The organism is Leisingera sp. G5_S3_59_S7 (assembly GCF_054968485.1).
This window is the reverse complement of record NZ_JBQKUH010000021.1, coordinates 45948-69531: the sequence shown is the minus strand read 5'-3', so window position 1 is coordinate 69531 and position 23584 is coordinate 45948. Positions and strand designations below refer to the sequence as shown.

The following is a 23584-nucleotide window of genomic DNA, read 5'->3' as shown; positions in this document are numbered from 1 at the left end:
GCGGAGGCAGAGGCTGTGCAGAATAAAAAAGCGGCTGACGCCGCGAATGCTCTGAAAAAGAAAATTGTGGCTGAGGTCGGGGTATTGGAGCCGAGAGTGAAAGGGTATGAGGCAAGGGCGGAAGAAGCTGCAGAAAAGTACCGGGCCGAAACGGCAGCGCGGAAGGCCGAAGAGGAAAAACGCGCGCGGGTTATCCAAGAAAGGCAACAGGCCGAGCAGGTGCTGAACGCCACGAAGGCGGAGAAATCTGATCTGGCCGCTCAGCTGCAGCAGATGGTTCAGCACCGCCGTCAGGCAGAGAAAGCGGCTGCTGAGGCCCGGGCTGCCCGGCTGGCTGAGGAGAAGAGGCTGCAGGAGGCAGAAGAAAAGGTCCGGTTGAAGGCAACGGTGGCAGAGGTCATCACGGATGCCATCGAGTCCGGGTTGGATTTGGTTGCTGAAGGGGCGATTTGCTGGCGGGAGGCGTCTGCGGATCAGCAGGCAGGCTTGACCTGGGGCGTGGCCGCTCCGGATACCAAGGGTGCGCGGGCCGAAACGCTGAAAGAAATCCGTCCAGCAATGCGGATAGTCACGCGTATTGCTCAACTGGTGGCCCGGACCGTGAAACGCGTCCTCGCCAAGGAACGGCAAAAGCTGAAGCAGGACGCGGATTATGTGCGCGGCCTGCGTCAGAAATGGGCGCCGGAAGATGATGCGCGGCTGTCAGGGATCTCGCGTGGGGAGCCGGGGAATGGGCCAGTGTAGGCAACAGTGCTAAATACATGCTAAAATGACCTCTGAGACGATCCGCTCAACATGCGGAACCAGAGACTTATTTAAGTGCCTCGTCAGGAACAAAAAACGCGAGGGTATTCAGAAGTCCAGCCGGCTCAGAAGGCACTATCAAGTGTTGTCCATTTTTTGGATACGGTCCCCTGGTGGTTTCAGAAGTGCCAGGCGACGTTCAGGTCGTGCTAGGTATCATCGAAAAAGCTGTCAGATCTGTGGACGAGGGTTACGAAAGTGATACGGTCGCCTGGTTGTCGAATTGGTGTCTGACGCCGAAGCTCGAAATGGTCTCGGTGAGCGCCTTCGGCCGGACTAACCCTTACCGCTGTTCTCAGTATGGCTGGAGACAGGGTTTCTGAGCCAACTTCAGGGTTGGTATGACGCTTTGCTGGCATTCAGGATATTGCTGTTGTGCAGAGCATAGCCCAAAGGTCGTGCTGCCAATCGCCGCTGGGGGTGGCTGTGTTGATCATGAATCTTTTGAGACCAGTGTCGACATATGCCGGTTCTCCGCATTTGACCCGAACCGGGTGTTTCCTAGTGTCGTCGTAGAGAACTGTGCCGTTTGCATCTGTTTGAACCAGTTTGATGGCGACTTCAAAGTCGAAGTCTTCCTCGCTGGTGACCTGGTATTGGGTCACGCTCAATTGAACCGTGGTGGCGTCCGGGAAACTGGCTGTGTGAAAGACTGTCTGTTGACCCGCGCTAGGCGTGGCAAAAAGAAGAAGACCAAACACTATTGGAAGGATATACATATCCCAACTCCCGCAGCGCTCGCCTCGTGACAAAAATAGCACAAATTGCCGCTGCGCACGACTCGAAAATTTGAAACGTAATGAGCTGTTCCAATCTTCGGTGCGCCCCGCGCTGGACCCAGATGCCGCAGGCCGGTGTCAAAATGTTTAACAAATATAGAACTTTAGAGCTTTCGCGCCGGCAGATCGGCTGAGCCGTCGGGAAAGACGTGACGGCCGGTAACCTGCTCCACGGTCCACCGCGAACGCGTCCAGCAGCTGCGTGTTTCCGTGTCTCGGAAACGATGGGAGTGCATCATTTGCGGAAATGACCTGGGTACGGCTATGGGGCGAGAAAAGGGATCTACTTTGCATTAGCAATCGGCAAGCGAGTAATTGTTCGATCACCCGCCACAAGCTTGCCGCTGCTTAGTAGTACAGCAAAAATGCCCAGCTTTTAAGGGATACGTTGAGATACTTGCCCCTAGAAAGGATGCCATCAGGCAGTGCCAGGTGGCATCCAGTAAAGTGTCTTGAGGATCAGTTATCCTTTGGCTGGTCCATCATACCATTGCCGGGCTGATTGCTTTTGGATTGCTGACCGCTATGGGCCATGCCGGATCCTGCCATCATCTGCTTCATGCGTGCCGTCTGGGCTGAGATCTCTTCCTCAGTCACCGCGCCGTTGCCGTCTGCATCGAGATGTTGAAAACGGTCTACCATTTGTTCGCGGATTATAGCGCTGTGGAAGGATTCGAACTCATCGATCGAAAGCGTGCCATTGCTGTCCGCGTCGTACTCCTTCAGAGCGGATTGAAGTTTTTCCGCCAACATGCCGGGTTTGCCCATGCCCAACATCTGGCGGTCCATCATGGCGCTGCCCATGGCGTGCCGCCCGTGCATCTGCATCATCATGTTATGCATTCGCTTCATGTCAGACATCATACCTCGGCCCATCATCTGCGAATCTGCATTTTGTTGCATCATGCCTGATGTATTGGCACCGGGTTTGCCGCTGTGGCCGTGGCTGGCCTCTGCCAGTGCTGCGCCCGCCAATGTGCCGGATACCGCGAGAGTAAGCGCAATAAGTTTCAAATTCGTCATGTCCAGACCTTTCCCAGGGTGTTTGGATACATCCAATTTGGGATGTCAGGCGTGAGCTTGCCAGAGCGCCGGGTCGGGGAATTGTATCGCCCTGTCACAGCCGAAGCAGTTGATACATTCTGCGACAAAACTCTGCAGGACCACTTGCAGCAATAACCTATAATCGATGCAAATGAATGAAATGCCACATATTCTCGTCGTTGACGATCACCGTGAAATCCGGGCTGCGGTAACACGATACCTGGAAAAGAACGGCATGCGCGCAACTGCAGCGCAAGACGCGGCAGAGATGGATGCGAAACTGGCAACCGGGCATTTCGATCTGATTGTTCTGGACGTGATGATGCCGGGTGAAGACGGGCTTTCGGTCTGCCGGAGACTGTCTGGGGAAGGCGGTATCCCAATCCTTATGCTGACGGCCCTTGGGCAGGAAACAGACCGGATAGTCGGCCTGGAGATCGGTGCCGACGACTATTTGCCCAAGCCATTCAATCCGCGCGAGCTATTGGCACGCATCAAAGCGATCTTGCGCCGCACCGATCGTTCCGAACCATTGGCAGGCCGCTTGGCCGGGAAAAACGTTCGGTTTGCCCAGTGGGTGCTGGACAGCGACCGTCGTGTCCTCATTGACGGCACCGGGCAGGAAACTGCCCTGACCGGTGCCGACTTCAAGCTGTTGACGGTTTTGCTGGAGCGGGCGCGTTTGGTCCTGAGCCGGGATCAGCTTATGGATTTAACTGCGGGCCGGCGGGCGCCGCCGCTGGATCGGACAATAGACAACCAGATCAGCCGCTTGCGCCGCAAGATTGAGCAGGACCCCATGCAGCCGCGCCTGATCATCACCGTGCGCAACGGCGGCTATAGCTTGGCGGCAGATGTAGAGGTGATGGACGGATGAGGCGTGTCCTCAACAGTCTGCGCGGCCAACTGGTGCTATTGGTGATCCTGGCGCTGGCCGCCGCTCAGGCGGTCAGCCTTTGGCTATTTGTCGACGAGCGCAGTTTGGCGGTACGCGCGGCTCTCGGAGCGGAAACTGCTGGACGTGCCGCCAATGTGGCCCGACTGATCGAAGAAGCGCCTGCAAGTCTACACGCCTCGATTCTACGGGCTGCGAATTCGCCGCTGGTACGGTTCGGTATCGCACCGGAGCCCGAAGTCGAACATATGACGCATAACGGCAATGGGATTGTCGAAGAGCGAGTGCGGGCACTTCTGGATGGTAACTTCAGCCGCGAGATCCGGGTTGAGCTGCATGAGGTTGATGGCGCGGATCTGCCGCTGCCCCACCTCGATCAGGAAATGGCCGCTATGCACCGGGAAATGATGCGCGGACACATGTCGGCGATTGAATTGAAGCTGTCCATTGCGTTGTCTGGCAGCCAATGGCTGAATGTTGATACCCGGTTTGAACGGCCGCCTTTGCAATGGCCGCTTTTTTCGACACTGACTTTTGCGCTTACAGCGGGCTTCATTCTAATTGTTGTGTTCTGGTTCTTGATGAGCCGGGTAACGGGACCGCTGCGCAGGCTTTCCGTTGCTGCTGACCGGTTGGGGAGGGGAGAAGACGTGGACGCACTGCCTGCGGTAGGGCCATGCGAAGTGCAAGATCTGACCGATGCGTTTAACCGGATGCAAGAACGCCTGAAACGTTTTGTTGCAGATCGCACCCGGCTGCTGGCGGCGTTGGGCCATGACCTTCGATCGCCTTTGACAGCTATGCGGGTCAGGGCAGAATTTGTCGACGAGGAGGAAACCCGGGACAGCCTCATATCTTCGATCGAGGAAATGCAGAGCATGGTAGACTCGGTATTGGCTTTCGCCCGGGGGCTGGCGGTGTCCGAGCCGCTAGAGGTGTGTGAACTGGGTAAGTTCCTGGAACAGCTGCGCGCTGATATGCTTGATCGCTTCGATTTACATCCAGGGGTGACGACAGAAGTTGGCCTGCGGCCAAACGCGATGCGGCGGGCTTTGCGCAACGTGATCGAGAACGCGCTGCGCTATGGTGGCTGGGCGCGGGTTGGATACGGGATCGATGGCAAAAACGCTTTGATCACGGTGGTAGACTCCGGCCCAGGTATCCCTGAGGAAGATTTGGAGCGGGTGTTTGATCCGTTTCTGCGGCTGGAGGCGTCGCGGTCGCTCGAAACCGGCGGCTACGGGCTCGGCTTATCCATCGCTCGTACGATTGCGCGGGCTCATGGCGGTGACATAACCCTGGCTAACCGTCCGGATGGCGGGCTGTTGGCGACGCTCGCAATCCCTCTGGCGAAGGATCAAACCGAAATTGAAACGTGAACCGGAGACAAAGATGAAACGACAGGTTGCAACTCTGGCAATTGTGCTTCTGCCCTTGGCTTCTGCTGTGGCTTGGGCGGATACTTCGGGTGACTGGGACCGGGGATATGGCCACATGATGTGGGCAGGCGGCTTCGGTATGCTCGGCGCCCTGATGATGCTGCTGTTCTGGGGAGCGTTTATTGCTCTCATCGTAGTGGCGGTGCGATGGCTGACTGACAAGCGTAGCGCAGGCCCGGACACCTCTAGTGACGCGCTGAAGGTGCTGCGCAGCAGGTTTGCCCAAGGTGAAATCGACGAAGAAGAGTTCAGGCGCCGCAAGGCCGCACTCGACGAATGACATCTCATGCTCCGCGTATTGCGGCGCGTGTCAGAGGCTGAGCCGGAGGCAGGGGCTCGTGAAAGAAATGGCAGGCAAGCAGACGTGCTGATTATCGAGGGCGCAGCGGGTGTTAATCTTTGGCAGGGGCTCAGAAGACTATACGGTACCGGTGAAACAGTCAGAAGGAGGAATTATGCTGAGACGGGATTTCATTGTCGGGGCAGGGGCGTTGACGGTGCTGGGTTCAAAGGGCAGCGCGCATACGCCAACGCTTCCGGTCTACGATATGCCCGAAGAGCTTTTGCCGCGCGAGGTGCGCATCCAGAACGACCTTACGCCATATGAGGTGCATGTGGATCCAGAGCAGTTCGCACTGTACTGGACGCTGCCTGAGGGCCGCGCGATCCGTTATGCGGTCGGGATTGGCCGGCCTGGCCTGTACGAGGCGGGCGAATTCTATGTCGGCGCGAAAAAGGTGTGGCCCAGTTGGAAGCCGACACCGGACATGATACAGCGCGAACCGCACCGCTATGCCAGGTTTGCCGATGGCATGCCCGGTGGTCTCGGTAATCCACTTGGCTCACGCGCGCTTTATCTGTTTCAGCCCGGGCGCGGGGATACGTTTCTGCGTATTCACGGCACCAATGAACCGGACACAATCGGACGGCGCGTGTCGAATGGTTGTGCAAGGCTGGTAAACGATCAGATGATCAACCTCTACGACAGGGTGCCGTTGGATACCCGGGTTGTGCTTCACCCCGTGGTGAACTTGCCAGCCTGAGGTTGCGCATAGGACTTGCCGGTTGTCGGATAGGCAGAGTTCGGTCCGAGATGCAGAGAGATGCGTCCCCAAACGTTCACTAACCGCACCACGGCCTTGGCAGGGGCGCGGTGTGGGAGCTCTAGAAGCCTGTCATGGAAAAGCAGGCGCTCGGGCCCGTCCTAAGAACTTGGGCGAATGTGTCTGGGATACTCTCGGATACAAAAATGGTGATGAGGCGGCATTGACGTTCCCATGCTGGAAGGCGGCAGTGCAAAGCCAAGGGAGACGCGGTTTGGAAGCAGTAGAGGCATACCGCCCTCCGCCAAACTGAGTGAATGTTCTGATTATTGAGATAATCAGAACATCAGTGAACCGTCCCTCGCGGTTCGCTTGTCTGAGAGGAAAGAGAAATGTTTTCAAGACGAGGGTTTCTGACAGCGGCGGGTGCCGCTGGCGTGTTGGCGGAATTGCCGGTCCGGGGGGATGCCCTGGTGCCGGACATGATGGAGTTGCGCGCCACCGTCAAAGCGGTGCAGCTACTGCCGTCAGACTACCCAAAAACTGAGATTTGGGGTTATTCAGGCGGCACGCCGGGACCGGAAATCCGGGTGCCCCAAGGCGGCCGGGTGCGACGGCGTTTTGTCAACGATCTGCCGCAGGCAAGCACGGTCCATTGGCACGGCATCCGCGCGGCGAATTCGATGGATGGGGTTGCTGGGCTTACCCAGGCACCGGTTCAGCCACGGGGCAGCTTCGACTATGATTTCACCGTTCGGGATGCAGGCACCTATTGGTATCACGCGCACAACCGGTCCGTCGAACAGGTGGCGCGCGGACTGCACGGCCCGCTCATTGTTGACGAAAAGGCACCTCCGGATATTGACCGGGATATCACACTGGTACTCGATGACTGGCTGCTGGAACCTGATGGCGGGCAGCTAAATCCAGACTTCGAGACGCGCCATGACCGGTCACATGCTGGCCGGTTGGGCAATTTCATTTCGACCAACGGACAGTCAGCCTGGACCCAATCGGTCAAGCGGCATGAGCGGCTCCGGCTTCGGCTGATCAATGCCTCCAACGCTAGGATCTTCATGCTGGCGCTGGTCAACTTCGAGGGCTGGGTGATGGCGCTGGACGGGATGCCGCTGCCAGCACCCAAGACCGTTTCGGGAGATTTGCTGCTCGGTCCCGGCCAGCGTGCTGATCTCCTTGTAGATGTCACAGCCGGAGACGGCGAAGAGGCGTTTCTCGCGCGGATCGAGGACAATCAAGGCTATGCCCAGGCTGCCTTCCCGGTGCGCGGCGTGTCCAGTAGCGCCCGGCGCGGTTCCCCGGCGCCGCTTCCGCCGAACCCGGCGATGGAGGTGACGGGGTTGGATGCTGCGAGGGAGCTGCGGCTTGACATGGCTGGCGGAGCAATGGGTTCGCTGCGCAGTGCTGTTCTTAACGGGCAGAACACCGGGTTCCGGCAAATGGTGGAGGCGAACCAGTTCTGGGCCTTCAACGGTACTGTTGGCATGACGCAGACTCCGCTGGCCACGGTGGCGCGGGGCGAGACTGTCCGGGTCACAGTGTCCAACGACACAGCATTCCCGCACGCTATGCATCTGCACGGGATGCATTTCCGCACCGTAAATGCCGATGGCTCGATGGGCCACCTGCGCGACACGCTTCTCAGCTTTGCCGGCGAAAGCCACGAGATTGCTTTTGTTGCCGATAATCCCGGCGATTGGGCATTCCACTGTCACATGCTTTCGCATGCGGCCTCTGGCATGATGACCTGGATCCGGGTGCAGGCATGACGCGGGCGGTCATCAGTGCGGCGGCGGTGCTGGCGGTCGCCGGAGTTGCAGCGGCGTGGGTTTTCCGGCCTTCTTTCCCGGTCGCGCCAATGGCTGATGCGGTGTCAGTTGCACAGGGAAAGGTGCTCTATGCGGAGTACTGTGCGTCTTGCCACGGGGCAAATCTTGAGGGCCAGCCGAATTGGCGCGGCCCAGGGGAGGATGGCCGCCTGCCGGCGCCTCCGCATGATGAGACGGGCCACACTTGGCACCATTCTGACCGAATGCTGTTCGAATATACCAAATTGGGGGGGCAGGCTGCGCTAGCAAACAGCGGAGTCGCCTTGGACAGCGGCATGCCAGGCTTTGGCAGCCAGCTGAGTGATGCGCAAATTCGCGGTATCCTGAATTTCATAAAATCAGCTTGGCCCGAGCGCGAGCAGCGGTACCAAGCAGAAAGAACAGAAGTAGAAGCCCAGCAAGAAGGAAGAAACCAATGATCCGTCCTAAACGTATTTTGCCGTTACTCTGTCTTACCTTTTTGCCTTTGCCCGGCTTGGCCAAAGAATTGACAGAGGCGGAGATCAAGCAACTGGTCTATGAGGCAATCCTGGAGCGGCCCGAAATCATCATGCAGGCGGTCGAAATGCTGCAGCTTGACCAGGACGCCGCCAAAGCTGAAGCTGCTCGGGTGGTTCTTGACAACAACCGTGCCACGCTGGAACGCGATCCCAACGCCCCGGTTCTGGGCAATCCCGAAGGGGATGTAACAGTTGTCGAGTTCTTCGACTACAACTGCCCCTATTGCCGCCGTGCGATGGCTCCGGTGCAGGGGCTGCTGAAAGATGATGACAATGTCCGGCTGGTCTACCGCGAGTGGCCCATCCTGGGCGAGGGTTCTGTCTTTGCTGCACGTGCCGCTCTGGCGTCGCGCAAACAAGGCAAGTACGAAGAATTCCATTGGGCGCTGATGGGAATGGAGGGCAGGGCCACAGAGGCTTCGGTCATCCGTATCGCACGTGAAACCGGGCTGGACGTGGAACAGCTGCGCCGGGACATGGACGCGCCGGAGGTGGAGGAGCATATTGCCACTTCTATGGCGCTGTCGCGCAAGTTGGGCTTCAACGGCACGCCCTCTTTCGTAATTGGCGAAAACTTGATTCCCGGTTTTGTTGAGCAACCGCAACTGCAAGAATTGGTAAAACAGGCACGCGAAGCTGCGGATTAATAACGATTGCTCTATTGCGGGCAACATCAATCAGGGCCGGTGCAATATTGCTTGGAAAACTCGCCTATTTTGTATCGAGCTGTCGCAAAGCGCTTTGCTACGACTGAGCGATACATTTGCCCATCCGGGCAAGGTGGATCGGCCAATCCTAAATGTCCTAGTCTGTGGAAGATGGCGGTACATCAAAAAACGCGCCAACGATTTCGACGAGGAAGGCACATGCTGCGCACAGGACGATTACCGGATTTCCGTCGCCGCCACAGGTCGGTGCTAGCGGTTATGGCCGTCGCTTTGTTGATGGTGCTTGTTCTTTGGAAGGCTGATGCTTTGCCGCCTGCAATGACGCGTGCAGACATTACAGCTTGGGTCGATGCGGCTGGCATCTTGGGGCCGCTGGTGATCGTAGGGCTGATGACTATGGCGATCGTTGCCAGCCCTTTGCCTTCAGCTCCTGTAGCGGTGGCAGCCGGGGCGGCCTACGGGCATTTGCTGGGCACCGGTCTCGTTGCACTGGGGGCCGAGTTGGGAGCGATCATCGCCTTTCTGATTGCCCGGCGATTGGGGCGCTCGGCTATCCAGCGCTATCTGGGCGCTAAGCTTGAGACAGGTCTCATGGGATCGCAGAATGCACTGATGCTGACGGTGTTTGGCAGCCGCCTTTTGCCCTTCGTCTCATTTGACTTGATCAGCTATGCAGCAGGGCTGACTGCATTGCGGTTCTGGCGCTTCGCACTCGCAACCGCGGCTGGCATTTTGCCAGCGAGCTTCATCCTGGCGCATCTTGGCAGTGAGCTGGCCGGGCCTGATGGACCTGGTGCCATCTGGGCAGTGCTGGGGCTAGGGCTGCTGACCGGAGCGCCTCTTCTTTGGGCAACCTGGAAGCGAGAGCAAGGCGGTTGAGGCAAATCAAGGCCTCCGGGCAAATAACATGTAGACTTGAGTAGTCATTTGGAGAAGCGGATCGTGGGAGTTGCAGGAGTAACGTACAGGAGAATTGGACTGCGGCGGCTTCGCTCGGCGCTTCACCTGACACTGGTCCTGCTGTTGTCTGCAATTCTGATGGCGTCTGCGGGGGCGGACCGAACGGTAGGTGCAGAGCATTCAGTATCTGGCTATAGCCATGTTCAGGCCTTAGCTGCGGATTATGGGCAGCAAGAGTCTATTCAGCACGATCGAAGCCTCTATAGCGTGCCTGCGTCTTTGGGTGACTGTGGACTGCATGCAATGTGTCACGCTTTGGCTCTACTCCCACTTGTCCTGATGCCTGAATGGAAGCCGGAAATGTCGGTTGCCGTATTCAATATCCGGCTGCTTGCGGACGGAATAGCCCTTTCACCGTCTCCTCACCCTCCGAATTTTTCTTGAACCAACCACCCGGTCCAGTTGAGCGTCCAGCCAAGCGGCCCGGTTCACATGCTGTGTGGTGTGTTCAGGAGTTCGAGAAGTGTTTGCCATACTCTATTTTGCGACTGCAGCTCTGCTAGTCTTTGCTGTGCTGCGGCTTGGATGCGGCCCTTGCGCAACGGGTCATGTTTCTGAGGTCGGCCCCGAAAACGTGATGGCGCCCCCGCGTATCCCTGTCGTCAAGCTGGGCTGGGCGCTGAGCATTTTCCTGGCCGTGACTTATATGCTGTGTGTCGGCTTCGATCTGATCTTTCCGCAGTATGCGATGTACCGCGCTTGGATCTCGCTGATGCCTGGCATGACGTGGCTCACAGCAACTTCCTTCCTGATCGGTCTAGCAGAAGCCTTTGCCTACGGTTGGTTCGTGGCACTCGTATTTGGGCCAATTTTCAACGTGATCGCCGCGCGTGGATGAGGTGCAACAGGTCACCTTGCTACCCTAAAGCGTTCGGAGCAATAGAAGAGGAGAAGCGCAATGAGCAAGTCGCAGCAACCGACCCTGCGCTTCCTCGGGGCCACCGGGACCGTCACTGGATCCCGCTACCTCGTTGAATGGCGCGGTCGCAGGATCCTGATCGATTGCGGACTGTTTCAAGGGTTCAAGCAGCTCCGCTTGCGCAATCGGAAGCCTTTTCCGGTCCGGCCTCGATCTATCGATACTGTTCTCCTGACACATGCACATCTCGATCATTCCGGCTATATCCCTGCGCTGGTTAAGGCAGGGTTCGCGGGCAAGGTCATTTGCACACAATCGACCAAGGAATTGTGCGGCTTGATCCTGCCCGACAGTGGACATCTGCAGGAGGAAGAGGCGTCCTTTGCCCGCCGAAAGAAGTTTTCGGTCCATGCCCGCCCGACCCCCCTTTACACGCAAAAGGATGCGCAGAAGGCGCTGAGCAAGCTGGAAACTGTACCATTCGACACGCCAGTCGATTTAGGCGACGGGATCACGGCCAACTTCATCCCGGCAGGGCATTTGCTTGGAGCGGCGCAAATACGATTATGCCTTGGTAGCACGGCATTGCATTTCAGCGGTGACCTCGGCCGTCAAAGCGACCCTCTGATGCGCTCTCCAACCCCGTTTGCGGGGGCGGACGTCCTCGTGTGTGAATCCACCTATGGCAACCGCCAGCATGAGCCTGTCGATGCCGAAGCGCAGCTCTCCCGTGTTATCCGCCGAGTTATCGGGCGGGGCGGAACAATCCTCATCCCGGCCTTTGCGGTAGGGCGGGCACAGGGGCTGATGTATCACATCGCGCGGCTTTGCAGACGCGGTGATATTCCCGAAGTGCCGGTCTTTCTAAACAGCCCGATGGCAACAAATGCCACCGAAATTTATCACCGCCATCACAAGGAGCATAAGGTCAGTTGGGCCGAATGCTCGGATATGTTTGAACTCGCCAAGCGTGTGCGTTCTGTTGAGGAATCCAAGCAGATCAACACCATGCCTTTCCCCAAAATCATCATTTCAGCCAGCGGCATGCTGACTGGAGGACGTATTTTGCATCACGTTCTTTCATATGGAGGGGATCGCCGTAACGCGATCCTGTTGTCGGGGTTTCAAGCCAGCGGAACGCGCGGTGCTGCGCTTGCCGCCGGAGCAGATCACTTGCGCATCTTTGGGCGTGACATCCCGATCGAGGCCGAGGTGATCTCTCTGGGCAGCTTGTCCGGCCATGCCGATGCCAACGAGCTGCTTGAATGGCTGGGCGCTGCGCCGGTCCCTCCCCGGATGACCTATGTAACTCACGGTGAGCCAGAAGCGGCCGACGCGCTGCGTTTTCGCATCAACCATGAACTGGGCTGGAAAGCGAGGGTGCCAGAGCACCTTGAAACAATCAGTTTGGAGACGCCGCGATGACGCGTGATAGACATTGCCTTCCGCTAGTACGGGCGGAAATAGACACTTACAGCCAGCCTGTCGTCTTCATGCATCTGGACTGCCATGTTTGCCGCGCCGAAGGATTTCGTGCGCTGACCCGGGTGCGGATCGACTGCGGCGGACGGTCGGTGATCGCATCGCTGAACGTTGTCACCGGGGCAGGATGGCTGGGTCCGGAAGCGGCAGCGCTATCCGACGCAGCTTGGGCTGCATTGCGGCCGAGGCTGGGTGATATGGGTCAGTTCTCCCACCCCGAACTGCCAGAGGCGGCTTCGCTAATCCGCGCCAAGGTCTATGGTGAGCGGCTGCACCAAGCGCAATTCGCCACGATCATAAAAGATGCGATGGCACACCGGCTGTCGGATTTGGATCTGGCTGCCTTCGTAACGGCTTGTGCAGGAGAGCATCTGAGTACCTGTGAAACCATCGCTTTGACCCGTGCCATGCAGGAGGCTGGCAGATCACTGGAATGGGGCGAAGGGCCTGTGCTGGACAAGCATTGCGTTGGCGGATTGCCCGGGAACCGCACCACACCGATCGTAGTGGCCATCGTCGCGGCAGCAGGGCTTGTGATCCCCAAGACATCCAGCCGTGCCATTACTTCGCCTTCAGGGACCGCTGACACAATGGAGGTAATGGCTCCGGTGGCGCTCGATACTGCTGCCATGAGCAAGGTTGTCGAAGCGCAGGGTGGCTGCATCGTTTGGGGCGGAGCCTTGGGGCTTAGCCCGGCCGACGACATTCTGATCCGCATTGAGCGGCCTCTCGACTTTGACAGCGACGGGCAATTGGTTGCCAGCATTCTCTCCAAAAAGGCGGCGGCCGGATCGGACCGTGTCGTGATCGACATCCCTGTGGGGCCCACCGCGAAAGTGCGTTCGGAAAATGCGGCCGAAGCCCTGTCGGCGCGGCTGCGCGCCACAGCCCGGGCGATTGGATTGGACCTGGCGATTCATGTCAGCGACGGCAGCCAGCCAGTAGGGTGCGGGATCGGTCCGGCACTCGAGGCAATGGATGTGCTGAAGGTGCTGCGCCGTACACCAGATGCGCCGGGCGATCTGAGAGAACGGGCGCTGGTACTGGCTGGGCTCCTGCTGGAAATGAGCGGAGAAACCGCAGGCGTTGAGCGGGCGAGGGTTTTGCTCGACAGCGGCGCGGCGGAGCATCGGTTCATGGCGATATGCGCGGCTCAGGGCGGGTTTGCCGAGCCGGCTAAAGCCCCCTACCGGATACCTTTTGTAGCCCCTTGCGATGGAGTGATCACAGCTATCGACAACCGCCTTATTGCCCGGGTGGCAAAACTGGCCGGGGCCCCGCAGCAGGCCCGCGCAGGGGTGTTGCTTATGGCGCGGCCCGGGACACTGGTCCAGCTCGGACAACCCCTGTTCGAAATCTGGGCTGAGACGCCGGGCGAATTGGCCTATGCCAGCGATTTTTCCAGCGCGCAGAAAGAGATTTTCCGCATTGAGGTGCCAAAATGAGACCCGTTCTGATCCCATTTCACAATATGCGTCCACTGGCAGATCAACTGGCGGCGCTGATCGGGGCAGAAGTGGCGCCAGTGGACTGGCACCGGTTTCCGGATGGCGAGAGCCGGATAACCCTGCATGGTGATCTCGAAGGCCGCGAGTCGGTGATCCTGTGTTCTTTGTGTGACCCGGACCGGCATGCGATGCCGCTGCGCTTTGCCGCTGATACGGCGCGCGAGATGGGCGCTGTACACGCCGGTCTAATTGCGCCCTATCTGGGGTACATGCGCCAGGACCGGAGGTTCCACTCTGGAGAGGCGGTTAGCGCCAGATTGTTCGCCCGTTTCCTCGAGGAAAGCTTTGACTGGCTTGTGACGGTGGATCCGCATCTGCATCGGATCCAGGCCCTTGATGAGTTGTTTGCCATTCCCGCTGGCCGGGTTTCTGCTGCGCCACTGCTGGCACAGTGGATCGCGGAGAGTGTTGAAAATCCGGTGCTGGTTGGCCCCGATAGCGAAAGCCGGCAATGGGTTGCGGAGGTCGCTTCGCTCGTTGGCTGTCCATACGAGGTTTTGCGCAAGGTGCGTTCCGGCGACCGCAGAGTTGAGGTTAGCAAATCCGGCCGCCAGTGGAGATGTTCCGGCACACCAGTTCTAGTCGATGATATTGCGTCCTCGGGGAGAACATTGGTGGGGGCAATCGAACGGCTGGCGGAAGCCGGAGCCAAGCCGCCTCTGTGTGCGGTAATCCATGCAGTCTTTGCCGGGCAAGCTCACGCCGAGATTCTGGCCGCCGGGGCAAGCCAAGTCGTGACCACCGATACGATTCCTCATGAAAGCAATGCTATCGGCATCGCCCCGCTTCTAGCCGAGGCGGCAAATCATACGCTGGCTGCGTTGACCTTACAGTGACTTGAAAACTCACGATGGCGGCATTCCCCAACCGGAAGGGCAATAACATGAACGAACTTCCCAACAATAAAAGCTCCAGTGTAGCAGACGAAGACAAATTTGTTTGTCCGATGCACCCGCACATTCGGAGCGCTGAAGCTGAAAACTGCCCGATTTGCGGCATGCACCTTGTCCCAGAAGCTGGCAAGGAAACGGCCGGTCATGCTCACCACCATGGGCACGCAGCTTTCGGGCATGGAAAAACTGCTCTGAGTGGAGGTTATGACAAGGTTCCCATTGGCTGGGAAGGCCCTGTGTATACTTGCCCAATGCACCCGGAAGTTCGGCAAACCGAACCGGGCGCGTGCCCTCTTTGCGGGATGGGGCTGGAGCGAGAAGCAGGTTCTGTTGCGGAGGAGGGGCCAAACCCAGAACTCACCGATTTCACCCGGCGGCTCTGGGCCGGTGCGATACTAACAGTTCCATTGTTGGTTCTTACCATGGGGCCCTATGCCGGCCTGGCAGGTGTCCGGGATATTTTCGGGGAACGTAACACACTCTGGATTGAACTGCTTCTTGGCTCGCCGGTTGTCTGGTGGAGCGGCTGGCCGTTTCTTGTTCGCGGCTGGAACTCGTTCCGCACCATGAACCTCAATATGTTCAGCTTGATCAGCATGGGAGTGGCGGCGGCCTGGCTATTCAGCGTTGCGGCAGTACTTGCACCGGGCATGTTCCCTGACGGCTTCCGTGACGCCGAAGGGCATGTCGGCGTCTATTTTGAGGCTGCGGCAGTGATTGTCACGCTTGTTCTGTTGGGGCAGGTGATGGAATTGCGGGCCCGGGAAGGGACCGGGCGGGCGATCCGTGCCCTGCTGGATATGGCGCCCAAGACCGCACGGGTGATCCGCATCGGTGGACAGGAAGAAGAGATCCCCCTAGATGAGGTGCAGGTGGGAGACCGGCTGAGGGTAAGGCCGGGAGACAAGGTGCCGGTGGACGGCACGGTGTTGGAGGGACGCTCCTCGGTCGACGAAAGCATGATTTCCGGAGAGCCTGTCCCGGTCGAGAAGGTCGAGGGTTCCAGTGTTACAGGTGCGACGATCAATGGCACCGGGTCATTGGTGATTGAAGCCACGAGAGTCGGGGCCGACACGATGTTGTCCCAGATCGTCGATATGGTGGCTAAGGCGCAGAAAAGCCGCGCACCAATCCAGAAGTATGCCGACAAGGTGGCAGGCTGGTTTGTGCCGGCCGTGATTGCTGTTGCGGTTCTGGCTTTTGCCGGATGGGCGATCTGGGGTCCGGCTCCTGCGCTGAGCTATGGCCTGGTCGCGGCGGTCGCCGTATTGATCATCGCCTGTCCCTGCGCGCTTGGCTTGGCGACGCCGATGTCGATCATGACCGCGACCGGCCGGGGTGCGCAGGCCGGTGTGCTCATCAAGAACGCCGAGGCGCTTGAGCGGTTCGAAAAGGTGGACACGCTGATTGTCGACAAGACAGGCACCCTGACCGAGGGCAAGCCGCGGCTGATCGCGGTTGTGCCCGAGCCGGGCCATGACGAAGCAGAAGTGCTCCGGCTGGCGGCGACGTTGGAGAAAGGCTCGGAGCACCCTTTGGCCGAGGCCATCGTGACCGGAGCGCTGGAACGGGGCATCAAACTCGGTGAGGCCACGGAATTTGATGCAGTCACCGGGAAGGGGGTGAAGGGGCGTGTGGACGGCCATGCGGTGGCGCTTGGCAACCTCCGCCTGATAGCGGACCTGGGGCTGGAGGCTGCCGGTCTTGCTTCTACGGCCGATGCCCGTCGGGATCAGGGTGAAACCGTAATGTTCGTGGTACTGAATGGCGCCGTGGCCGGCCTGGTGGCCGTTGCCGATCCGGTGAAGGAAGCGACCCCTTCCGCGCTGAAGGCGCTACATGATCTGGGCTTCCGCATCATCATGGCCACCGGCGACAATGAGCGCACGGCCCGCGCCGTTGCCGGGAAGCTGGGTATCGACGAGATCCGCGCGGATGTGCTGCCGCAGGACAAAGCCCGAATTATCCGCGAGTTGCAGGAACAGGGGCGCAGCGTCGCCATGGCCGGGGACGGCGTGAATGACGCGCCCGCGCTGGCACAGGCGGATGTCGGTATCGCCATGGGCACCGGCGCCGACGTGGCCATCGAAAGTGCGGGTTTCACTCTGGTCAAGGGCAACCTGGATGGCATCGTGCGTGCCCGGCGCCTGGCGCGCGCGACCATGCGCAACATCCGGCAGAACCTGTTCTTTGCGTTGATCTACAATGCCTCCGGGGTGCCGGTCGCGGCGGGAGTACTGTTTCCGTTCTTCGGCATTCTGATCAGTCCGATGTTTGCCGCTTTTGCAATGAGCGCGTCATCTGTTTCCGTGGTGCTCAATTCCCTGCGCCTACGCGGGGTAAAGATATGACCGGGCAAACTTTCCTTTTCCTCGCCTCTCTGTCCGGTGTTGCAAGCGCAGTCAGGCGTGGTCGCCGCGTTCAGAGCCAGACGGCTGCAGGCCGCTGTTTCGACACTAGGCGAGTGAACAACCGGGGCCGGGCCGTGAGCGGAGAGCGTGATGGTGCAGGAGGTCGGGGAGGCCCGCGCCGGATCGCAGACGCAACAGCAAACAGCAAAGAAACCAGGCAATTAGTTCATAGGAGTCCGCGATGAGCGAGGAAAGTGAAGGACATGCCCAGGCCGCGGACTACAGGTCCGGCTCGATTTCTCTGACCGGGGCTGTCGCCATGGGCACCGGCGTGATGATCGGGGCCGGTATCTTTGCGTTGACGGGACAGATTGCGGGGTTGGCCGGGTCCTGGTTCCCTCTGTCGTTCGCCGCAGGTGCGCTGGTCACGATGTTCAGCGCCTACAGCTATATTGCGATGTCCAACGCCTGGCCCTCCGCCGGCGGAATCGCGATGATCCTGACCAAGGCATATGGTCCGGGTACGGTGGCGGCTGCGGCCTCGGTTCTCATGGCGCTGTCGATGGTGATCAACGAAAGCCTGGTGGCGCGCACCTTTGCGACTTACGCGCTTCGGCCTTTCGGTATCGATGGCGGACCGTTGGTGCCGTTGATCGGCGTGGCGCTGATCATCTTCGCGTATATGGTCAATGTTTCCGGAAACCGTTCTGTCGGGCGCTGGTCAATCGTGATGTCCGCCATAAAGATCGCAGGGATCGCGTTGTTCGGCATTGCGGCACTCTGGGCCAGCGGCGGTGAATGGCAATCAGGGAACGGCGGTGCAGAAACCAGCGGACTGGGCTTCGCAGCCTCGGTGGCCCTGTCCATCCTGGCGTTCAAGGGTTTCACCACGATAACCAACAGCGGTGCTGAAATCACCGATCCGCACCGCAATGTCGGCAGGACCATCCTGATCTCAATCGCCATTTGTACCGCAGTGTATCTGCTGGTGGCTTTGGCTGTCGGCGCCAGCCTCAGCACAGAGGAGATCCGCGCAGCGCAGGATTACGCCCTTGCCGAGGCCGCGGGCCCGGTGCTCGGGCAGGTTGGATTCTACCTGACCGTGGCACTGGCTATGGTGGCAACTGCGTCGGGGCTGATAGCCAGCATCTTCGCCGTTTCCCGCATGCTCACCATGCTGACCGACATGGAGATGATCCCGCACAGCCATTTCGGCATGTCCGGCTCCATCCGGTCGCACATGCTGATTTATACCGTGTTTGTTGCCGGTGCATTGACCGTGCTGTTTGACCTTGGGCGCATCGCCTCGCTGGGGGCGTTCTTCTATCTGGTCATGGATATGGCAGTGCATTGGGGCGTCTGGCGGAACTTGCGGCGCAAGATCGAAGTGCGCGGCTGGATCCTGCTGACAGCATTGGCTCTCGACGCGGCGGTTCTGGCGGCATTTTCAGTGATCAAGTGGCAGTCGGATCCAATGATTGTGCTGATTGCTCTAGCCGTGATCATCGCGGTGCTGCTGGCTGAGCGGCTGTTTCTTGCCCGGGAAGGGCAACGGGACAACACGTCTGGCGTACACAGCCAGCACCGGCAGCCAACTGAATAGGTAGATGAAAGGAGACTGCAATGAGTAGAGAAACCGGACAGGATAGCATCGTTCGAAACACCCGGAAGCCATCCATCTGGCGCAAATGGGGGCCATTGGCTGGGTCACTTGCCCTTGGCGCAATTGTAATGGGATGGGAATACCGTGAATTCGTATTGCCGCTTATATTGTCGCCGGCCTCACTTTTAGTTGCCTGCCTGGTAATGCATTTCTTGATGCACCGGGGGCACCGTGGCCACGTTGGGACACACAGCTCCGGAAGGCGCGAAAAGGAAGAAGAGGGCACAGTTGGGCCCGGCGATACATCCTAATGGCCATCTCGGGGCGCTGTATCGGGGCAATTTTTTGAAGCGCTCCTTTGCTTCCGGGCCAACGGGGGCGGTGTGCCGGACTGTCTTGAGCTTCCGCCTGGGATGGAAGGGCGGCTGGATGGGTGCCGTCTCACGGCATCTTGTAGGTAAGCGGAAGTTCTTTCGAAAATTGCCATACCCAAACCAAGGATGAGCACGATGCGTCACCAAGGCGAAGCCAATCGAAGCACAAAAGGGACTGGAGAGGGGGGCACTATGGCAGTTGGACACGGCCGCTGAGGATCGCCCGGCTGTCACTCAAAGGGAAGGGAGATTGACAATGGTACAGGACAATGACCATCCGGAACATTCCGGCCCTGGCACCCGGCGCGACATCCTCTACTATGCTACAGGAGGTACCGCAGCCGTGGCCGCTGGAGCCGCCATTTGGCCACTGATCGACAGCATGAACCCGAGTGCCGATGTCTCGGCGCTTTCGGTTGTGCAGGTCGATCTTGAGGGTGTCGAGCCTGGCAGCCGGATCACGTTGAAATGGAAAGGCAAACCCGTTTTCATCGATCACCGGACCGAAGCCCGGATTGCTCAGGCCCGCGCGGATGATGCAGAAACGCTGATAGATCCGGAACTGGACGCCGATCGGGTTCAGAAGCCCGAGTGGCTGATAGTGGTTGGCGTGTGTACCCACTTGGGCTGTATCCCGTTAGGCCAGGGAGGTGGCGATCCGACTGGCGGATACGGGGGATGGTTTTGCCCCTGTCACGGCTCGCACTATGATACTTCCGGCCGTATCCGAAAGGGCCCGGCTCCGCGCAACCTGGATGTGCCGACCTACGAATTTGTTACCGACACGCTGGTGAAGATCGGCTGATGCCGCGGAATTCTGCTGTGGTGCCTTTGCCTGCTGCGCGAAGGGCAACGGAACTGTCGAAGGACTGATGGCTGCCCGGAAGCCGCTGGCGAAACCATGGCTTGCCCGGCAGCGGGAACGCGGGAAAAAGGTGTCCCGAGCCAGAAACAAGGGTGCCGCCATTAGCGGCACCCTTGAACAGTGTCAGCAAACTTCGGACGCGTAGCCTTCCTCTTTGAGCGCTGCCTGGATGCTCTCACGAGCAGCTTTGCTTTCGATCCGGACTTTCCGCGCCTCCATATCAAACTCCAGCGTCGCGCTGCTGTCCAGGTTGGTGACTGCCTTCTCAATTGCCGATTTGCAATGGCCGCAGCTCATGTCGTTGACCTTAAATGTGATCATGCTTGGTTCTCCTTGGTTCCATGCCTGGTGTTACCGGGTTACCGCACGGGAAGGTCAAGCGGGCAATGCACTGTCAATCGCCTGATGAAACTATTTTCAAGCAGGAAAGGGGAATGACCCTTGACCTTCCAGTAACTGGAAGTCCCATGTTGCTGCAAACAACCAGCTTTGGTGATGAAATGACACAGAACGAAACAGTCCGGTTCCAAGTTGAAGGCATGAGCTGCGCATCCTGCGTGGGACGCGTGGAACGCGCGCTGCAGGCCTTGCCCGAAGTCACTGGTGCCACGGTCAATCTCGCGAACGAGACTGCGCAGGTCAGCCACGACGGGTCGCTCTCTGCCGCTGGCCTGGCTGCAGTGCTGAAGGAGGCCGGATATCCCGCCGTGACCGATGAAGCCACACTGGAAGTCCAAAACATGACCTGCGCCTCCTGTGTCGGCCGCGTGGAACGGGCACTGAAGGAGGGAGCGGGGGTTTTGGACGCCGCCGTCAACCTGGCCACTGAAACCGCGACGGTGCGGTTTGCAGCAGGCGCCACGACACCTGCCGAACTTGCAGCGCTGGCTACGGCAGCTGGGTATCCCGCGCAGCCGAAATCAAGTGTGCAGAACAACGCAGAAAAGCGCAAAGCTGAGGAAACCCGGCAACTGGCCCGGCGGACGCTCTTTGCGGCCGTTCTTGCCCTGCCGGTGTTCCTGATCGAGATGGGCAGCCATGTGATTCCAGGCATGCATGAATTCGTAGCGGGCGCAATCGGAATGCAGACCAGCTATTTCCTGCAATTCCTGTTGACCACAATCGTCCTGTTCGGGCCGGGCCTGCAATTCTACACCAAGGGCTTTCCGGCCCTCCTCAAAGGCGCGCCTGACATGAATTCGCTGGTGGCGCTGGGCACATCGGCGGCCTACGGGTTCTCGCTGGTGTCGACTTTCGCGCCCTCATGGCTGCCTTCGGGGACGGCCAATGTCTATTACGAGGCCGCCGCAGTGATCGTCGTGCTGATCCTGCTGGGTCGGCTGCTGGAAGCCCGGGCCAAGGGCCGCACGGGCGAGGCGATCCGTAAACTTGTCGGGCTGCAGGCGAAAACCGCACGGGTTGAGCGTGGCGGCGAAATTGAGGAGCGCGCGGTCGAAGACATTGCTGTGGGCGATATCATCCACGTGCGACCGGGCGAAAAGATCGCGGTCGATGGGGTGGTTTTGAGCGGCTCCTCCTATGTCGATGAAAGCATGATCACAGGTGAGCCCATTCCAGTGCAGAAAACCGAAGGCTCCGAGCTCGTAGGTGCCACTGTGAACGGGACCGGCGCTTTGACCTTCCAGGCGGCGAAGGTGGGCAGTGATACGATGCTGGCTCAGATTATTCGGATGGTCGAGCAGGCGCAGGGCGCGAAGCTTCCGATCCAGGGGCTGGTGGACCGGATTACCACCTGGTTCGTGCCCGCCGTAATAGCGGTTGCGACATTGACCGTCGCTGTCTGGTTTCTGTTTGGCCCCGAGCCCGCGCTCAGCCTCGCTTTGGTCGCAGGGGTGGCGGTACTGATTATCGCCTGCCCCTGTGCAATGGGCCTTGCGACACCGACCTCAATCATGGTTGGAACCGGCCGTGCCGCCGAAATGGGCGTGCTGTTCCGCAAGGGAGATGCGCTGCAGCTGCTGCAGGAAAGCACGGTGGTTGCGCTCGACAAGACCGGCACGCTTACCGCTGGCCGGCCGGAATTGACTGACCTGATCCTGGCCGGGGGCCAGACCGAAGATGAGGTGCTGCGGCTGGTCGCCGCCGTGGAACAAAGTTCGGAGCATCCAATTGCCAAGGCTATCGTTGCAGCAGCGGAAGCGCGGGAGATCAAGCTGCCGGACGCCGACAGCTTTGACTCGATCACCGGCTTTGGCGTCCAGGCATCGGTTGGAGGCCGTCAGGTGCTGATCGGCGCGGACCGGTTTATGGAACGCGAAGGCGTGGATCTTGGTGCGCTGGCCGGGAAAAGCGGTTCGCTGGCCAGCAAGGGCAAGACACCGCTTTACGCTGCTGTTGACGGACAGATTGCCGCGGTGATTGCCGTGGCCGATCCGGTCAAGCCGACAACGCCTGGTGCCATTGAGGTGCTGCACAGGATGGGCCTCAAGGTTGCTATGATCACCGGCGACAACGCCGTGACGGCCCAAGCGATCGCCGACGATCTCGGGATTGACCATGTGGTTGCCGAAGTGCTGCCAGAAGGCAAAGTTGCTGCGCTCAACAACCTGCGTGCGGATGGCGGCAAGCTGGCCTTTGTCGGGGACGGTATCAATGATGCACCGGCCCTTGCTGCTGCGGACGTAGGTATCGCTATCGGCACTGGAACCGATGTGGCTATTGAGACCGCCGATGTCGTGTTGATGTCCGGTGACCTCAATGGAGTTGTCAACGCCTTTGCGGTCAGCCAGGGCACCATGCGCAACATCCGGGAAAACCTGTTCTGGGCGTTCGGCTACAATACGCTGCTGATCCCGGTCGCGGCGGGGGTGCTATACCCTTTCGGCGGGCCGTTGTTGTCACCGGTGCTAGCAGCAGGCGCTATGGCGCTGTCCAGCGTATTTGTTCTGACCAATGCGTTGCGCCTGCGCTGGATTAAGCCAGCGGCAGGAAAGCACCATGTGGAAATCAGAGGACCGAAAGCCGCATTGCAGTCCGCGCCAGCTGAATAAGGCCGACCGAAGGGAGAAACAGCATGAATATCGGGGATGTTGCAGAACGGTCAGGTGTGCCGGCCAAAACCATCCGATATTATGAGGATATCGGATTAGTCAAACCCACGCGCGGTCGCAATGGATATCGCGAATTCGAAGAGAGAGAACTGCACCGTCTTGAATTTATCGGTCGGGCCCGATCACTTGGGTTCACGATTGAGGACTGCCGTGACCTACTGGCGCTTTATGATGACGAGTCCCGCACCAGCGCCGAAGTAAAACGCGTTGCGGAACAAAATCTGCAAGAGATCGACGCAAAAATATCAGGTCTGAAAGCCATGCGAGACACGCTCAGGTACCTTGTTGAGCAATGCTCTGGCGACCATCGGCCCGATTGCCCGATCCTGAAAACGCTCAGCAACGGCCCCGCTCACAACTTATGAACAAAATCAAATGGCGTCCCGCGCTAAAACGCGGGCACTAGTGATGGGCCCACAGGACCGCAAGGGTTATAAAGCCTGTCATGCGCCAGACTACTGCCTACCGGTCTTAGGCCTGTGATCAGTGCGGAAATTACTTCAGTCATGCAGCAGCAATCAAGCCAACTTAGGGTACACCCGGCATTAGTCCTCGAAATGCATGTCAAATTTGCTGCGCAGCTCACTCCAGCTAAATTT

The 23584-nt window shown here is 59.1% G+C and carries 22 protein-coding genes; 19 read left to right on the top strand and 3 right to left on the bottom strand.

Features of this window, described 5'->3' with window-relative positions:
* Nucleotides 1–744: hypothetical protein (locus ACTRWG_RS11460; RefSeq protein WP_462829331.1), on the top strand; the 744-nt coding region annotated here is incomplete at its 5' end.
* A gap of 419 nt (nucleotides 745–1163) precedes the next feature.
* Here ACTRWG_RS11460 and ACTRWG_RS11455 read toward each other — a convergent pair.
* Together ACTRWG_RS11455 and ACTRWG_RS11450 are read right to left on the bottom strand one after the other, a co-directional pair.
* Nucleotides 1164–1523: a hypothetical protein gene (locus ACTRWG_RS11455; RefSeq protein WP_036797399.1), complete on the bottom strand. Its 360-nt coding sequence runs from the start codon at nucleotides 1521–1523 to the stop codon at nucleotides 1164–1166.
* A 519-nt stretch (nucleotides 1524–2042) separates the two neighbouring features.
* The gene (locus ACTRWG_RS11450; protein WP_027236552.1) at nucleotides 2043–2606 is read right to left on the bottom strand and encodes an EF-hand domain-containing protein; all 564 of its coding nucleotides are present in this window, start codon (nucleotides 2604–2606) and stop codon (nucleotides 2043–2045) included.
* A gap of 172 nt (nucleotides 2607–2778) precedes the next feature.
* Between ACTRWG_RS11450 and ACTRWG_RS11445 the strand changes: the two genes are divergently transcribed.
* The 16 genes from ACTRWG_RS11445 to petA all read left to right on the top strand — a co-directional run bounded on the left by ACTRWG_RS11445 (nucleotide 2779) and on the right by petA (nucleotide 19854).
* A complete protein-coding gene (locus ACTRWG_RS11445; protein WP_027236553.1) occupies nucleotides 2779–3504 on the top strand; it encodes a response regulator in 726 nt (241 codons plus the stop codon).
* The gene (locus ACTRWG_RS11440; protein ID WP_027236554.1) at nucleotides 3501–4901 is read left to right on the top strand and encodes an ATP-binding protein; all 1401 of its coding nucleotides are present in this window, start codon (nucleotides 3501–3503) and stop codon (nucleotides 4899–4901) included. Before ACTRWG_RS11445 ends, ACTRWG_RS11440 begins: the two co-directional genes overlap by 4 nt.
* A gap of 13 nt (nucleotides 4902–4914) precedes the next feature.
* A complete protein-coding gene (locus tag ACTRWG_RS11435) occupies nucleotides 4915–5241 on the top strand; it encodes an SHOCT domain-containing protein (protein WP_226429034.1) in 327 nt (108 codons plus the stop codon).
* 175 nt (nucleotides 5242–5416) lie between these two features.
* On the top strand, nucleotides 5417–6004 hold the full coding sequence (locus tag ACTRWG_RS11430) for a L,D-transpeptidase (RefSeq protein WP_036797401.1): 588 nt from the start codon (nucleotides 5417–5419) through the stop codon (nucleotides 6002–6004).
* 392 nt (nucleotides 6005–6396) lie between these two features.
* Nucleotides 6397–7791 (top strand): multicopper oxidase family protein, encoded by a 1395-nt coding sequence (locus tag ACTRWG_RS11425; protein ID WP_027236557.1) that lies wholly within the window; start codon nucleotides 6397–6399, stop codon nucleotides 7789–7791.
* Nucleotides 7788–8270 carry a c-type cytochrome gene (locus ACTRWG_RS11420; protein WP_027236558.1) on the top strand — a complete coding sequence of 161 codons (483 nt, stop codon included), beginning with the start codon at nucleotides 7788–7790 and terminating at the stop codon, nucleotides 8268–8270. Before ACTRWG_RS11425 ends, ACTRWG_RS11420 begins: the two co-directional genes overlap by 4 nt.
* Nucleotides 8267–8998 carry a DsbA family protein gene (locus ACTRWG_RS11415; RefSeq protein ID WP_154667788.1) on the top strand — a complete coding sequence of 244 codons (732 nt, stop codon included), beginning with the start codon at nucleotides 8267–8269 and terminating at the stop codon, nucleotides 8996–8998. The genes ACTRWG_RS11420 and ACTRWG_RS11415 overlap by 4 nt, the downstream gene beginning before the upstream one ends.
* A gap of 219 nt (nucleotides 8999–9217) precedes the next feature.
* Nucleotides 9218–9898: a TVP38/TMEM64 family protein gene (locus tag ACTRWG_RS11410; protein WP_051357808.1), complete on the top strand. Its 681-nt coding sequence runs from the start codon at nucleotides 9218–9220 to the stop codon at nucleotides 9896–9898.
* Between the two features lie 544 nt (nucleotides 9899–10442).
* Entirely contained in the window at nucleotides 10443–10817 is a 375-nt protein-coding gene (locus ACTRWG_RS11405) for a DUF5676 family membrane protein (protein WP_167332325.1), read from the top strand.
* A 60-nt stretch (nucleotides 10818–10877) separates the two neighbouring features.
* On the top strand, nucleotides 10878–12263 hold the full coding sequence (locus tag ACTRWG_RS11400) for an MBL fold metallo-hydrolase RNA specificity domain-containing protein (RefSeq protein ID WP_027236562.1): 1386 nt from the start codon (nucleotides 10878–10880) through the stop codon (nucleotides 12261–12263).
* Nucleotides 12260–13765, top strand: coding sequence for a thymidine phosphorylase family protein (locus ACTRWG_RS11395; RefSeq protein WP_027236563.1), 1506 nt, complete (start codon nucleotides 12260–12262; stop codon nucleotides 13763–13765). Before ACTRWG_RS11400 ends, ACTRWG_RS11395 begins: the two co-directional genes overlap by 4 nt.
* A complete protein-coding gene (locus tag ACTRWG_RS11390; RefSeq protein WP_027236564.1) occupies nucleotides 13762–14664 on the top strand; it encodes a ribose-phosphate diphosphokinase in 903 nt (300 codons plus the stop codon). The genes ACTRWG_RS11395 and ACTRWG_RS11390 overlap by 4 nt, the downstream gene beginning before the upstream one ends.
* Nucleotides 14665–14711: 47 nt before the next feature.
* Nucleotides 14712–17072, top strand: a complete 2361-nt coding sequence (locus ACTRWG_RS11385; RefSeq protein WP_027236565.1) for a copper-transporting P-type ATPase — start codon at nucleotides 14712–14714, stop codon at nucleotides 17070–17072.
* Between the two features lie 241 nt (nucleotides 17073–17313).
* Nucleotides 17314–18675 (top strand): APC family permease, encoded by a 1362-nt coding sequence (locus tag ACTRWG_RS11380; protein WP_051357809.1) that lies wholly within the window; start codon nucleotides 17314–17316, stop codon nucleotides 18673–18675.
* A gap of 20 nt (nucleotides 18676–18695) precedes the next feature.
* Nucleotides 18696–18986: a DUF2933 domain-containing protein gene (locus tag ACTRWG_RS11375; protein ID WP_082023084.1), complete on the top strand. Its 291-nt coding sequence runs from the start codon at nucleotides 18696–18698 to the stop codon at nucleotides 18984–18986.
* A 319-nt stretch (nucleotides 18987–19305) separates the two neighbouring features.
* On the top strand, nucleotides 19306–19854 hold the full coding sequence (gene petA / locus ACTRWG_RS11370) for a ubiquinol-cytochrome c reductase iron-sulfur subunit (RefSeq protein ID WP_036797405.1): 549 nt from the start codon (nucleotides 19306–19308) through the stop codon (nucleotides 19852–19854).
* A 183-nt stretch (nucleotides 19855–20037) separates the two neighbouring features.
* On the opposite strand, the gene ACTRWG_RS11365 is transcribed toward petA, so the two are convergent.
* Nucleotides 20038–20235, bottom strand: coding sequence for a cation transporter (locus ACTRWG_RS11365; protein WP_027236567.1), 198 nt, complete (start codon nucleotides 20233–20235; stop codon nucleotides 20038–20040).
* Nucleotides 20236–20414: 179 nt separating this feature from the next.
* Between ACTRWG_RS11365 and ACTRWG_RS11360 the strand changes: the two genes are divergently transcribed.
* Together ACTRWG_RS11360 and cueR are read left to right on the top strand one after the other, a co-directional pair.
* A complete protein-coding gene (locus ACTRWG_RS11360) occupies nucleotides 20415–22925 on the top strand; it encodes a heavy metal translocating P-type ATPase (RefSeq protein WP_027236568.1) in 2511 nt (836 codons plus the stop codon).
* Between the two features lie 23 nt (nucleotides 22926–22948).
* On the top strand, nucleotides 22949–23350 hold the full coding sequence (cueR, locus tag ACTRWG_RS11355) for a Cu(I)-responsive transcriptional regulator (RefSeq protein ID WP_027236569.1): 402 nt from the start codon (nucleotides 22949–22951) through the stop codon (nucleotides 23348–23350).
* Nucleotides 23351–23584 lie beyond the last annotated feature (234 nt).